Annotated in this window: 16 protein-coding genes; 13 read left to right on the top strand and 3 right to left on the bottom strand. The window is 57.4% G+C overall.

Annotated elements, in window-relative coordinates; genetic code table 11:
- Positions 1-2: 2 nt before the first annotated feature.
- Positions 3-221, top strand: a complete 219-nt coding sequence (locus tag WFO70_RS12025; protein ID WP_106992097.1) for a DUF2754 domain-containing protein — start codon at positions 3-5, stop codon at positions 219-221.
- Here the strand turns inward: WFO70_RS12025 and ddlA are convergent.
- Complete coding sequence (gene ddlA, locus WFO70_RS12020; protein WP_337016364.1) at positions 218-1,318, bottom strand: D-alanine--D-alanine ligase; 1,101 nt, start codon at positions 1,316-1,318, stop codon at positions 218-220. The genes WFO70_RS12025 and ddlA overlap by 4 nt on opposite strands.
- Before the next feature lie 106 nt (positions 1,319-1,424).
- On the opposite strand from ddlA, the gene WFO70_RS12015 reads away from it, so the two are divergent.
- From WFO70_RS12015 to adrA, 6 genes are all read left to right on the top strand, one after another.
- Positions 1,425-2,144, top strand: coding sequence for an extensin-like domain-containing protein (locus tag WFO70_RS12015; protein ID WP_337016363.1), 720 nt, complete (start codon positions 1,425-1,427; stop codon positions 2,142-2,144).
- Positions 2,145-2,276: 132 nt separating this feature from the next.
- Complete coding sequence (locus WFO70_RS12010; RefSeq protein ID WP_337016362.1) at positions 2,277-3,500, top strand: multidrug efflux MFS transporter; 1,224 nt, start codon at positions 2,277-2,279, stop codon at positions 3,498-3,500.
- Between the two features lie 239 nt (positions 3,501-3,739).
- On the top strand, positions 3,740-4,000 hold the full coding sequence (iraP, locus tag WFO70_RS12005) for an anti-adapter protein IraP (protein ID WP_337016361.1): 261 nt from the start codon (positions 3,740-3,742) through the stop codon (positions 3,998-4,000).
- Between the two features lie 99 nt (positions 4,001-4,099).
- Positions 4,100-5,518: an alkaline phosphatase gene (gene phoA, locus WFO70_RS12000; protein WP_337016360.1), complete on the top strand. Its 1,419-nt coding sequence runs from the start codon at positions 4,100-4,102 to the stop codon at positions 5,516-5,518.
- A 92-nt stretch (positions 5,519-5,610) separates the two neighbouring features.
- Positions 5,611-5,931, top strand: coding sequence for a phosphate starvation-inducible protein PsiF (gene psiF, locus WFO70_RS11995; protein WP_337016359.1), 321 nt, complete (start codon positions 5,611-5,613; stop codon positions 5,929-5,931).
- A gap of 90 nt (positions 5,932-6,021) precedes the next feature.
- On the top strand, positions 6,022-7,137 hold the full coding sequence (adrA, locus tag WFO70_RS11990) for a diguanylate cyclase AdrA (RefSeq protein WP_337016358.1): 1,116 nt from the start codon (positions 6,022-6,024) through the stop codon (positions 7,135-7,137).
- Positions 7,138-7,151: 14 nt separating this feature from the next.
- Here the strand turns inward: adrA and proC are convergent, their stop codons facing one another.
- A complete protein-coding gene (proC, locus tag WFO70_RS11985; RefSeq protein ID WP_337016357.1) occupies positions 7,152-7,961 on the bottom strand; it encodes a pyrroline-5-carboxylate reductase in 810 nt (269 codons plus the stop codon).
- Positions 7,962-8,046: 85 nt separating this feature from the next.
- On the opposite strand from proC, the gene WFO70_RS11980 reads away from it, so the two are divergent.
- The 5 genes from WFO70_RS11980 (at position 8,047) to ppnP (ending at position 10,813) form a co-directional block, all read left to right on the top strand.
- Complete coding sequence (locus tag WFO70_RS11980; protein WP_337016356.1) at positions 8,047-8,505, top strand: YaiI/YqxD family protein; 459 nt, start codon at positions 8,047-8,049, stop codon at positions 8,503-8,505.
- 272 nt (positions 8,506-8,777) lie between these two features.
- Positions 8,778-9,302 carry a shikimate kinase AroL gene (gene aroL, locus WFO70_RS11975; protein ID WP_337016355.1) on the top strand — a complete coding sequence of 175 codons (525 nt, stop codon included), beginning with the start codon at positions 8,778-8,780 and terminating at the stop codon, positions 9,300-9,302.
- A 46-nt stretch (positions 9,303-9,348) separates the two neighbouring features.
- Positions 9,349-9,540, top strand: coding sequence for a protein YaiA (gene yaiA / locus WFO70_RS11970; RefSeq protein ID WP_032616784.1), 192 nt, complete (start codon positions 9,349-9,351; stop codon positions 9,538-9,540).
- 238 nt (positions 9,541-9,778) lie between these two features.
- Positions 9,779-10,456: an AroM family protein gene (locus WFO70_RS11965; protein WP_337016354.1), complete on the top strand. Its 678-nt coding sequence runs from the start codon at positions 9,779-9,781 to the stop codon at positions 10,454-10,456.
- A 72-nt stretch (positions 10,457-10,528) separates the two neighbouring features.
- Positions 10,529-10,813, top strand: coding sequence for a pyrimidine/purine nucleoside phosphorylase (gene ppnP, locus WFO70_RS11960; RefSeq protein ID WP_106992107.1), 285 nt, complete (start codon positions 10,529-10,531; stop codon positions 10,811-10,813).
- 57 nt (positions 10,814-10,870) lie between these two features.
- Here the strand turns inward: ppnP and rdgC are convergent, their stop codons facing one another.
- The gene (rdgC, locus tag WFO70_RS11955) at positions 10,871-11,782 is read right to left on the bottom strand and encodes a recombination-associated protein RdgC (RefSeq protein WP_337016353.1); all 912 of its coding nucleotides are present in this window, start codon (positions 11,780-11,782) and stop codon (positions 10,871-10,873) included.
- Positions 11,783-11,906: 124 nt separating this feature from the next.
- Here rdgC and mak point away from each other — a divergent pair, with 124 nt between their 5' ends.
- A complete protein-coding gene (gene mak, locus WFO70_RS11950) occupies positions 11,907-12,812 on the top strand; it encodes a fructokinase (protein WP_337016352.1) in 906 nt (301 codons plus the stop codon).
- The last annotated feature ends 7 nt before the right edge of the window (positions 12,813-12,819 follow it).

The following is a 12,819-nucleotide window of genomic DNA, read 5'->3' as shown; positions in this document are numbered from 1 at the left end:
CCATGAAACTGCCTGCCAAAATTCGCCGTGACTGGCATTTCTACGCCTTTGCAATTGGGCTGATCTTTATTCTGAACGGGGTGGTGGGGCTGCTGGGCTTTGAAGCGAAGGGCTGGCAAACCTATGCGGTAGGGCTGGTGACCTGGGTGGTCAGTTTCTGGCTGGCGGGCTTTATCATTCGCCGTCGCCCGGAAGAGACGACGGCAAACGAGGCAGATTAACCGTTAACGGAAACCTGCAGGGCGCTGTCAGCGGCATGTCGCTCCAGCGCCAGTTCAATCAGGCGGGTGATCAGATCCGGGTAGCTCAGGCCGCTGGCCTGCCACAGTTTCGGATACATGCTGATGTTGGTGAAGCCTGGCAGGGTGTTGATTTCATTGATAACGACGCGGTTATCCGCCGTTAAGAAGACATCGACACGCGCCATGCCGCGACAGCCCAGCGCCTGATATACCTCGATAGCAATGGCGCGGATCGCGTCGTTAACCTCAGCATCCAGCACGGCGGGTACCACAACCTGCGCGCCCTGGTCGTCGATGTATTTGGTGTCGTAAGAGTAGAACTCGCTGTTCAGCACCACTTCGCCACAGGTGCTGGCCTGCGGAAAATCATTCCCCAGCACCGCGCATTCAATTTCACGTCCTTTAATTCCCTGTTCCACCACCACTTTATGATCGAAGGTAAAGGCCAGACGCACCGCGTCGCTAAACTGCGCTTCGCTGTTCACCTTGCTGACGCCGACGGAGGAGCCCTGGTTCGCCGGTTTGACGAACAGCGGTAGACCGAAGCGGGCGCTGAGATCGGCAAAGCTGTGCTGGTCGCGGTTGGCGCGGGTCAGGGTGACAAAAGGTGCCACGTTCAGCCCGGCATCGCGCAGCAGGCGCTTGGTAACGTCCTTATCCATGCAGGCGGCGGATCCAAGTACGTCGGAGCCGACGAACGGCAGGTTGGCCATCCGCAGCATCCCTTGCAGGGAGCCGTCTTCGCCCAGCGTGCCGTGGACAATCGGGAAAATGACGTCGAGATGTGAGAGCGTCTGCCCGGTGCTGGCATTGATCAGCTGGCCCTGCGTCACGCCCGGCACGGCGGCCACGCTAATCTCGGACGGGTTCAGCGCGATGTGCGCCGGATCGTCAGCATTGAGCAGATAGCCCTGCTCGTCGTTAATGTGCCACTGACCCTGTTTATCGATCCCTAACAGCACCACTTCAAAGCGGCTCTTATCAATCGCGTTAACGATATTTTTGGCCGATTGCAGCGACACTTCGTGCTCGGCTGATTTTCCCCCAAAGACAATACCTACCCGCAACTTCGCCATCACTTCGCTCATCCACTCTGACTCAAAACGCTTACCATATCACGATGCCCGGCGGGATTCGCCGCCTTCTGCCATAATGTTTTGGCACATTGTTTCAGGAGGGTGAGTGAAAGGGAAAAGCCTGATTATCTGTCTTGCTGTTGTTGCTGCGGCCATCGCGGGCTACCGCTGGCTGCCGTCGTATTACAACCCCTTTGCGCCGCTTTCCCTCGACGATCCCCCCGGTACCCTGACCCAGTTTAAGCTCAGACGCCTGACCCCTGAACATTGTGAAACCCTGCTGGCGCAGGCCAATGCACGCCAGCTGATCCGCACCCAGACGGTGGCCGACAGCACGGGAGCCTGTCCGCTGAATGATGTGGTGCGGGTGCGCAGTTTTGGCCGCGTCAGCCTCAGCAGCAGTTTTCTCGCCAGTTGCCCGCTGGCGCTCAGTTCGGCGCTGTTCGTCGACCAGCAGGCCCGGCCCCTGACCCAAACCATGATGGGCAGCAGCCTGTCGCGTATTGACCATTTTGGCAGCTTTGCCTGCCGGAATATCTACCATCGCCCCAATGCCCGACGCAGCGAGCACGCTACCGCTGAGGCGCTGGATATCAGCGGCTTTACCCTGGAGAACGGGCAGCGGATCTCTGTCCTGCGCGGCTGGAAAAATGCCACCGCCGGGCCGTGGCTGCACGCCATGCTGGGGGCCAGCTGCGGCTACTTTGGTAATGCCCTCGGCCCGGACTACAACGCCGCCCACGCCAACCATTTTCATCTGGGGATGCGGGGTTTTGGTTACTGCCCGCAAAGCATAAATCACCAGACAAAAGGCGAAGATATGTGACATGTTTCACAAATATGATGACTGGGAAGATAAAACACCAAAGTCGCGGCAGGCGCATCTCTGATAACTTTCGGCGCAGCCTAACTTGCTAATCTGATAGCGAATTTACGCAAAATAAAGGCCTGTCCGCCTATGGAATCCTGGAAAGTTAACCTCATTTCGGTCTGGTTTGGTTGTTTTTTCACCGGCCTTGCCATCAGTCAGATTTTACCTTTTTTGCCGCTGTACGTGTCCCAGCTTGGCGTTTCGTCCCACGAGGCGTTGTCCATGTGGTCGGGACTGACCTTCAGCGTCACTTTTCTGGTGTCCGCCATCGTTTCGCCCATGTGGGGCAGCCTTGCCGACCGCAAAGGGCGCAAGCTGATGCTGCTGCGCGCCTCGCTGGGAATGGCGATTGCGATCCTGCTCCAGGCCTTTGCCACCAACGTCTGGCAACTGTTCCTGCTGCGCGCGCTGATGGGGCTGACCTCCGGCTATATTCCGAATGCTATGGCGCTGGTGGCGTCGCAGGTGCCCCGGGAGCGCAGCGGCTGGGCCATCAGTACGCTGTCGACGGCGCAGATCAGCGGCGTGATTGGCGGCCCGCTGATGGGGGGCTTTCTGGCTGACCACGTGGGCCTGCGCGCGGTATTCCTCATCACCGCCGTCCTGCTGGTGATCAGCTTTCTGGTGACGCTATTCCTGATTAAAGAGGGGGCTCGGCCAACGACCAGCAAAGCGGAGCGGCTGAGCGGCAAGGCCGTCTTTGCCTCGCTTCCCTATCCCTGGCTGATGATCAGCCTGTTTATCACCACCATGGTGATCCAGCTCTGCAACGGTTCAGTGGGGCCGATCCTTGCGCTCTTTATCCAGTCGATGGCGCCAGAGAGCAATAACATCGCCTTCCTCAGCGGGATGATTGCCGCCGTGCCGGGGATCTCGGCGCTGATGTCCGCCCCGCGGCTGGGCAAGCTGGGGGACCGCCTCGGTACCGGTCGAATTCTGATGGCGACGCTTATCGTGGCGGTGGTGCTCTTTTTTGCCATGTCCTTCGTCACCACGCCATTCCAGCTCGGGGTGCTGCGCTTCCTGCTGGGCTTTGCTGATGGTGCCATGCTGCCTGCGGTGCAAACTCTGCTGATTAAATACTCCAGCGATCGGGTGACCGGGCGGATCTTCGGGTATAACCAGTCGTTTATGTATCTGGGGAACGTCGCCGGCCCGATGATGGGCGCGGCGGTCTCGGCGATGGCCGGGTTCCGCTGGGTATTTGCCGCCACCGCGGTGGTGGTCCTGCTGAATATTATCCAGCTGGCATGGGCTATGCGCCGTCGTCGCCAGCAGGAGGCCCGGGCGCGGGCGATTAAGCCAGTGTAGTGCCGCTGTATAATATATTTAAGCAGGGCTGCTCTTATCTTTAATTTGAAATAGCGGTTCTGCTTTTATTTGAGGTTGCCAACAGAATATAAATTTAATTTAAGGCACCGCTTTCTTTGCGGTCAGCCACATTATTTTATCTGTAGTGCGTTATTTGGCTAAAAATAGTACTTTTAACTACTTTGCAAGCCTCAGGCATAATGATAACGTCGGAAAAAATCTCATAAGGAAATAGCGCTGTGAAAAATCTCATTGCTGAGTTGTTGCTTAAGCTTGCACAAAAGGAAGAAGAGTCAAAAGAGCTGGTAGCCCAGGTCGAAGCGTTAGAAATTGTCGTGACTGCGCTGTTACGACAGATGGCGCAAAGTGAGCAGCAGGCGCTGATTGATAGCGTGGAAGGCGCACTGGATGAGGCCCGACCGGACGCCCCGGTATCTGAGCAGGACAGCGAGATGCTGCAACAATACGTAAAAAAGCTGTTAAGGCACCCGCGCAGCTGAACGTTCATCTGACATAATCTTCTGTCATTGAACCGTCACATCGGTTGCCTATAGTCGCTCTGTTTTATTTTTTTATGTATTTCTACATGGAGAAAATAAGTGAAACAGAGCGCACTTTATTTAGCATTATTACCCCTGTTAGTTACCCCCACCCTTTATGCTGAAACTGTGGCAACGACCGCAGTTCTGGATAATCGTGCCGCCCAGGGCGATATCACCCAGCCTGGCGGGGCCCGCCGCCTGACGGAAGATCAGACCGCCGCAATACGCGCGTCGCTGAATGACAAGCCAGCTAAAAATATTATTCTGCTGATTGGCGACGGCATGGGCGACTCCGAAATAACCGCAGCACGAAATTATGCCGAAGGCGCGGGCGGCTTTTTTAAAGGCATCGATGCCTTACCCCTGACCGGGCAATATACCCACTATGCGCTGGATAAAAAGTCTGGCAAGCCCGATTACGTTACCGACTCCGCGGCCTCCGCAACGGCATGGACCACCGGCGTGAAAACCTACAATGGTGCGTTAGGGGTGGATATCCACGAAAAAGATCATCAGACCATCCTCGAGATGGCGAAAGCGGCGGGGCTGGCAACCGGCAACGTCTCGACTGCCGAGCTGCAGGATGCGACCCCGGCGGCGCTGGTGGCCCATGTGACGTCACGCAAATGCTACGGCCCGTCCGTCACCAGTGAAAAATGCGCCAGCAACGCGCTGGAAAAAGGCGGCAAAGGCTCCATTACCGAACAGCTGCTGAACGCCCGCGCCGACGTCACCCTCGGCGGCGGGGCGAAGACCTTCGCGGAAACCGCCACCACCGGCGAATGGCAGGGCAAAACTCTGCGCGAACAGGCTCAGGCGCGCGGCTATCAGCTGGTGAGCGATGCGTCGTCCCTGGCTGCTGTTACCGAGGCGGGTCAGGACAAACCGCTGCTGGGTCTCTTTGCCGAAGGCAATATGCCGGTGCGCTGGGAAGGGCCGAAAGCCAGCTACCATGGCAACCTCGACAAGCCGCCCGTCACCTGTACGCCGAATCCGCAGCGCAATGACAGCGTGCCAACCTTAGCGGCGATGACCGACAAAGCCATCTCCCTGTTGAGCAAAAATGAAAAAGGCTTCTTCCTGCAGGTAGAAGGTGCCTCGATCGACAAGCAGGATCATGCCGCGAACCCGTGCGGGCAGATCGGTGAAACTGTCGATCTGGATGAGGCCGTACAGAAGGCGCTGGCCTTTGCGAAGCAGGACGGCAACACGCTGGTCATTGTGACGGCGGATCATGCCCATTCCAGCCAGATCGTCGCCCCGGATACCAAAGCGCCGGGGCTGACCCAGGCGCTGACCACCAAAGACGGTGCTGTGATGGCGATGAGCTACGGCAATGCGGAAGGGGAGTCGATGGAGCATACCGGCAGCCAGCTGCGTATCGCGGCCTACGGCCCGCATGCCGCCAACGTGGTGGGCCTGACGGATCAGACCGATCTGTTCTACACCATGAAAGCCGCGTTAGGTCTGAAATAACCCCACTGCCCGGCAGGAAAAAATGGCTGCCGGGTGGTTTTTTCAGCAGCACGAACCAGACTTACTGTGATCATCCACAGAAGGAAAGTGCTATGAAAATCACACTGCTGGTTACGTTACTCTTCGGTCTGTTTTCTCTCACGCCGGTGGGGGCGCAGGATAAACAGCTCACCCCCCAGCAACAACGTATGACCACCTGTAATCAACAGGCCACCGCTCAGGCCCTGAAGGGCGATTCCCGCAAGACCTATATGAGCGACTGCCTGAAAAATGCCTCCTCTAAACCCGCCGAAAAAAGCCTGAATCCACAGCAACAGAAGATGCGTGAATGCAACGGTCAGGCGACCCAACAATCGCTTAAAGGCGACGATAGGAATAAGTTTATGAGCGCCTGCCTGAAGAAAAATGGCTAGTTCAAACGGGTGAGCGAGCACGACGGCTCACCCGAAATATCATACTTAGCCTAAAGTAAGCCTTTCTATAATTTGGGAAAATGCTTTTGAGTGTTCCCAAAAACCATGAATGATGAAAACTTTTACAGCAAAGTCTTTGCCCGGGAGGGGATAAGTCAGGCGCGTTCAGCGGATGAGCATCATCGCTCGGGTATCCGCCTGGCGCGTCAGCTACGTTGGCCGCGCGCGGTCGGTCTGGCGATCCTCTTTTTCCCGATTGCCAGCGTGCTGGTCGCGCAACCGGTCAACGGCGTCTGGTGGCTGCTGCTGGTTGGCTGGGCGTTCGTCTGGCCCCATCTGGCCTGGCAATTAGCCGCGCGTTCTGCCAATCCTTACAACAGCGAGATGTTTAACCTCAGAGCCGACGCCATTATGGCCGGGGTCTGGATTGGGGTGATGGGGATTAACGCCATGCCCAGCGCGGCGCTGATCATGATGATCAGCATGAACCTGATTGGCGTGGGTGGCATCCGGCTGTACGGCCCCGGGGTGATAATGACCGGGCTCACGGCACTCGTCTCCCTGCAACTGACGCACGTGACGCCGGACTACGTCAGTACGCCACTGGAGATCGGGCTCGCGCTACCGGTGATCGTCTTTTACCCGATGCTGTTTGCCTGGTTGAGCTTCCATACCACCAGTCGGCTGGTGGAACATAAACGCCGGCTGGAGCTAATGAGTACCCTCGATGGCATGACGGGCGTGTTTAACCGTCGCCACTGGGAAGTTTTGCTGCGCACGGAATATGAAAACTGTCGCCGCTACCACCGTAGCGCCACGCTTCTGCTGATCGATATCGATCACTTCAAGAGTATTAACGACACCTGGGGCCACGACGTGGGCGATCAGGCGATTGTCGCCGTCACCCGGCAATTGCAGCTCACGCTGCGCGCCAGCGATATCGTTGGCCGTTTCGGCGGGGATGAGTTCGCGGTGATTATGAGCGGTACAACGGCGGAAAGCGCCATTGCGGCGATGTCGCGGGTGCACGAACGGCTGGCAGATTTACATCTGCCGGGATCACCTCAGGTAAAGATTTCCATCAGCGTCGGCGTAGCGCCGCTCACGACGTCGATGGTGCATTACCAGGAGTGGCTTAAAGCGGCGGATATCGCGCTCTACAAAGCGAAAAATGCCGGACGTAACCGCACTGAAGTGGCGGCCTGACGTCCGGCAGTCGGTCAGGACTTACTCAACTGCTCTGATTTTTCCATGCATTTGGTCATGGCTTCAATGACCGCGGCACGGAAGCCGCGTTCTTCCAGCACGCGCACCGCTTCGATGGTGGTGCCGCCCGGGGAACAGACCATATCTTTCAGCTCGCCAGGGTGCTTACCGGTTTCGAGCACCATTTTCGCGGAGCCCATCACCGCCTGTGCGGCAAATTTATAGGCCTGCGCACGCGGCATCCCGCCGAGAACCGCCGCATCGGCCATCGCTTCGATAAACATAAACACGTAGGCTGGGGCTGACCCGCTGACCCCGACCACCGGGTGGATCATCGCCTCGGCAATCACTTCGGCTTCCCCGAAGCAGCGGAAGATGTTGATCACATCGGCAACCTCTTCGGCGGTCACCAGCGCGTTAGGGGTGATGGAGGTCATACCCGCATTGACCAGCGATGGGGTGTTAGGCATGGCGCGGACGATTTTACGGTCATGGCCCAGCGCGCGGGCCAGCTGATCGAGGGTGACGCCCGCGGCGATGGAGACCACCAGCGTATCTTTATTCAGGCTGGAGGTGATGTCGCTCAGAACTTTCACCATCATGTTCGGCTTCACCGCGCCGAAGACGATATCGGCTACCTGCGCCACTTCCTGGGCGCTTTGCGCAGCGTTGATCCCGTACTGGTCGTGCAGGGCGGCAACTTTGTCCGGCGACGGGGTATAAACCCAAATCTGGCCGGGCAGCACCTGCCCGCTGGCAATCAGACCGCCGAGAATGGCTTTGCCCATATTACCGCAGCCAATAAAACCGATTTTCTTCTCCATCACGTCTCCCTCTTAAACTTTGTTATGATTGTGGAACTTTACCCTATCAGGTTTTATTACGCAGCATTATAGCCGGAGAGAGAAGATGGCGATTTGGGTGGATGCCGATGCGTGTCCGAATGTCATTAAAGAGATCCTGTTTCGTGCCGCCGAGCGGGCGCAGATGCCGATGACGCTGGTGGCGAATCAGAACCTGCGCGTGCCGCCGTCCCGCTTTATTCGCACCCTGCGCGTACCAGCCGGTTTTGACGTGGCCGATAACGAAATCGTGCGCCAGTGCAGCGCCGACGACCTGGTGATCACCGCCGATATCCCGCTGGCGGCAGAAGTGCTGGAGAAAGGCGCGGCAGCGCTGAACCCGCGCGGGGAACGTTACTCCCCGGCTACCATCCGCGAAAAGCTGACGATGCGCGATTTTATGGATACCCTGCGCGCCAGCGGCGTTCAGACCGGCGGGCCGGACAGTTTATCCCAGCGCGACAGGCAGCAGTTTGCCGCCGAACTCGATAAATGGCTGTTGGAAGTGAAGCGCCGCCAGGGTTAATCATCACTGTGACATATGATTCGGCTACGATGTCGCCGTTCCGGGGTTGTCAACGGCGGGTCGGTTCAGGTAAGGTGAGCGCACCATTCAGTGCCATGATTTCTTTACAGCGCCCCCCTTATCTGTCCGGGGCTGACTGGAGTGTCATTTTAATATCCCATCTGGTGTAATAATATTTTTACAATTAACTTATGTACTAGTTTAATGGTATCATTGCACGCTTTTCGACTTTATCTCCCGCATGTGCGCGGCCTCAAAGGGAACTCCTGGTTATGACCCAGCCTATTTTTTTAATTGGCCCCCGCGGCTGTGGAAAAACAACCGTCGGTCTGGAACTGGCTCGTCGGTGCCAGAGCGAATTTGTCGACACCGATCACTGGTTGCAGACCCACGCCGGTCAGAGCATTGCCAGCATCGTTGAGCAGGAAGGCTGGGAGAGTTTCCGCGCCCGCGAGACGGCAACCCTTGAGGCGGTGACGGCGGGTTCCGGCATCATTGCTACCGGCGGCGGCATTATTCTGTCGGCGTATAACCGGCAGTTTATGCGCGAAAAGGGGAGGGTCATTTACCTTTGCGCGCCGGTGCCGGTGCTGGTCGAACGCCTCGAAGCCTCCCCGGAAGAGGGCCAGCGTCCGACCCTGACCGGCAAGCCCATCAGCGAAGAGGTGAGCGCCGTGCTGGCAGAGCGCGACGCCCTTTATCGCGAAGCCGCTCACCACGTGGTGGATGCGTCGCTGCCCCCGGCCCAGGTGGTGCAAAATATCGTCAACGCGCTGCATCTGGCATGCGCCAGCTAACTGATGTCTATACTGATAGTTCAACCATTTAAAAAAAGGATGAACTATGCCAACCAGACCTCCCTATCCGCGTGAAGCCCGTATTGTTGCCGTTGAAAAAGGTGCGACGGGCCAGACTGTCACCTGGTATCAGCTCCGTGCCGACCACCCAAAACCCGATTCGCTGATTAGCGAGCACGAAACGGAGCAGGAAGCGCAGGACGCCAAAGTGCGTTACGAGGACCCTGATAAGGCCTGATAAAAATCTGAAACCGGAAAAAACCGTACGCTCATCACACTATTTAAAAAGCAGTAACGTTGAACGGAGGGTAATGTACAGGTTTTACAGACACATCCTGTCAGGCTCGCGGATCTTTACATAACGGCACAGTCATCTGCTGCTACGCTTTTCAGCACTTTTTCCTGAACAGCGCACTGTACAGCGAAGCGAGCCTGTCTCTGTGTCACGGTCGGTGGTAGTAAGAAAGGCGAGAATAATGAAAGCGACGTTGGCGATCCTCACCATTGGGGTAGTCCCGGTAAGCGAAGTGCTCCCGCTCTTAACGGAGCACATCTCTGAACAACAGATTACGCACCACAGTCTGCTCGGTACGCTGAGCAGAGAAGAGGTCATGCAGGACTACGCCCCTGAACCGGGCGAGGCGCTGCTGCCAACCCTGCTCAGCGACGGCAAGCTGGGCCACGTCTCGCTGCCAAAGATCGAGCGCGCACTGCAGGGCGTCATCGAGGTCCTTGATAACCGGGACTATGAGGTGATCCTGTTGATGAGCACGGCACCCATCACCGGCCTTGTTGCCCGTAAGGCGATCCTGCTGGAGCCGATGCGGATCATCCCGCCGCTGGTGGGATCGATTGTCGACAGCCATCAGGTGGGGGTGATCGTGCCTATGCCTGAACTGCTGGCGAATCAGTCGCACAAGTGGCGCGGGCTGACCAACACTCCGCTGCTGGCCGTGGCGAATCCATTCTGGGACAGCGAAGCGACGCTGATCGATGCCGGACGCGATCTGCTGGAGCGTGGCGCGGATGTTTTAATGCTCGATTGCCTCGGTTTCCATCAACGCCACCGCGATTTACTGCAAAAATCTCTGGATGTGCCGGTACTGCTGTCAAACGTGCTGGTAGCCCGGCTGGCCTCGGAATTGTTGGTCTGATGATTTTGCGTGACAGCCATGGAGTGTCACCCCTATATTGGATTCACATCCAACGACAATAAGGACCCGTCCATGCTTCAGAGTAATGAATACTTTTCCGGTAAAGTGAAGTCCATTGGTTTTACCAGCAGCATTACTGGCCGTGCCAGCGTTGGCGTGATGGCGGAAGGGGAGTATGCCTTCGGTACCGCGCAGCCTGAAGAGATGACCGTCGTCAGCGGTTCACTGAAAGTGTTATTGCCGGGGGAAACCGAGTGGAAGGTCTATAACCCGGGCGACGTGTTTAACGTACCAGGCCACAGCGAATTCCATCTGCAGGTCGCTGAACCTGCCTCCTATCTCTGTCGTTATCTGTAAAAAAAAGAGCCGGGTTAACCCGGCTCCTGTTTCTGGCATAAAGCCTGGCATGAAGCATTAACGCTGTGCTTCGCCGCCTAACCCTTCCACCACGCTCTTAATCAACGCCGCCAGCTCACCCGTCATCAGAATAAAGTCAGCATCAAAACGCTGGGCGTAGTCGTCTCGGTCGATATCGTCGTTCTGATCGCGCAGCTCATCGGAGAACTTCAGGCGCTTAATCGAGCCATCGTCACACATCATGAACTGAATGCGCTGCTGCCAGTCGAGCGCCAGCTTGGTCACCAGCTTGCCGGCTTCGATATGTACCGCGATCTCGTCGCTGACCAGCTCCTGCTTCTTGGCACGGATCACGCCGCCGTCTTCGAGGATCGCTTTCAGCTCGGCTTCGTCCAGCAGCTGGAAACCCTGCGGAACGTTGTTGGCCCGCACCCACTCGGTGAGGGTCAGCTCGATCGGGTTTTCCATCGTCAGGGGCACCACCGGCAGCGAACCGAGGCTTTTACGCAGCAGCGCCAGGGTATCTTCCGCTTTTTTGGCGCTGGCGCAGTCGACCATAATCAGGCCGTTAACCGTGTCGATCCACATCATTGTCTGGCTGAAGCGGCTAAAGGCACGCGGCAGCAACGAGTGCAGAACTTCATCTTTCAGCGAATCTTTTTCCGTTTTTTTCAGCTTGCGGCCCTGTTCGGCTTCAAGCTTGAAAATTTTGGCTTCCAGCGCCTGTTTCACCACCGGCGTCGGCAGGATCTTCTCTTCCTTGCGCGCGCAGATGATGATTTGACCATTGGTAGTGTGGGTCAGCGCATCGCTCTGTGATCCCATAGGCGGAACCCATCCGGTTTTCGCCATGTCCTGGCTGCCACACGGGGTAAATGCGTAAAGGCCTAACTGTTTTTCCATCTCGTCGGCGCGCAGCTCGATGTCGCGGCTGAGACGGTAAACCATCAAATTTTTGAACCACAGCATGATAATTTCCACGGTCTTGTCGTTTAATTCAGCGGGCATGATAGCGAATTGTCGCATCGCTTGCATTGCTAATCGGGTAGCGGGCTTCTACTCTGTTGATAATCAAAAAAATGAGGAACGTCCTGTGCGAATTGGTATTGATCTCGGCGGCACCAAAACAGAAGTTATCGCCCTGGGCGAGCAGGGGGAACAGCTGTTCCGCCATCGCCTGCCGACCCCGCGCGATGACTACCGGCAGACCATTGAAACCATCGCCAGCCTGGTGGAGATGGCCGAACAGGCCACCGGCCAGACGGGTACGGTGGGCATGGGTATTCCGGGCTCGATTTCGCCCTATACCGGGGTGGTGAAAAATGCGAACTCCACCTGGCTTAACGGCCAGCCCTTCGACCGCGATTTAAGCCAGCGCCTGAACCGGGAAGTGCGGCTGGCGAACGACGCCAACTGTCTGGCAGTGTCTGAGGCGATCGACGGCGCGGCGGCGGGCGCGCAGACGGTGTTCGCGGTGATCATCGGTACCGGCTGCGGGGCAGGCGTGGCCTTTAATGGCCGGGCCCATATTGGCGGCAACGGCACCGCAGGCGAGTGGGGACACAACCCGCTGCCGTGGATGGATGAGGACGAGCTGAAGTACCGCGCTGAAGTGCCGTGCTACTGCGGAAAACAGGGCTGTATCGAGACCTTTATTTCCGGCACCGGCTTCGCCACCGATTATCGCCGTCTGAGCGGGCATCCGCTGAAGGGCAATGAGATCATGCGCCTGGTCGAAGAGCAGGACGCGGTTGCGGAACTGGCCTTCAGCCGCTACGAATTGCGGCTGGCCAAATCCCTGGCGCACGTGGTGAATATTCTCGACCCGGATGTGATCGTGCTGGGCGGCGGGATGAGCAACGTGGATCGCCTGTACACCACCGTTCCGCAGCTGGTGAAGCAGTGGGTGTTTGGCGGTGAATGCGAGACGCCGATCCGCAAAGCGGTGCACGGCGACTCCAGCGGAGTGCGCGGCGCGGCGTGGCTGTGGCCGCACTGATCGTGCT

Origin of the sequence: Leclercia sp. AS011 (assembly GCF_037152535.1) — a bacterium.
Taxonomy (GTDB): Bacteria; Pseudomonadota; Gammaproteobacteria; order Enterobacterales; family Enterobacteriaceae; genus Enterobacter.
Note: the sequence above shows the minus strand (reverse complement) of the source record. Positions and strands in the feature narration are given on the sequence as shown.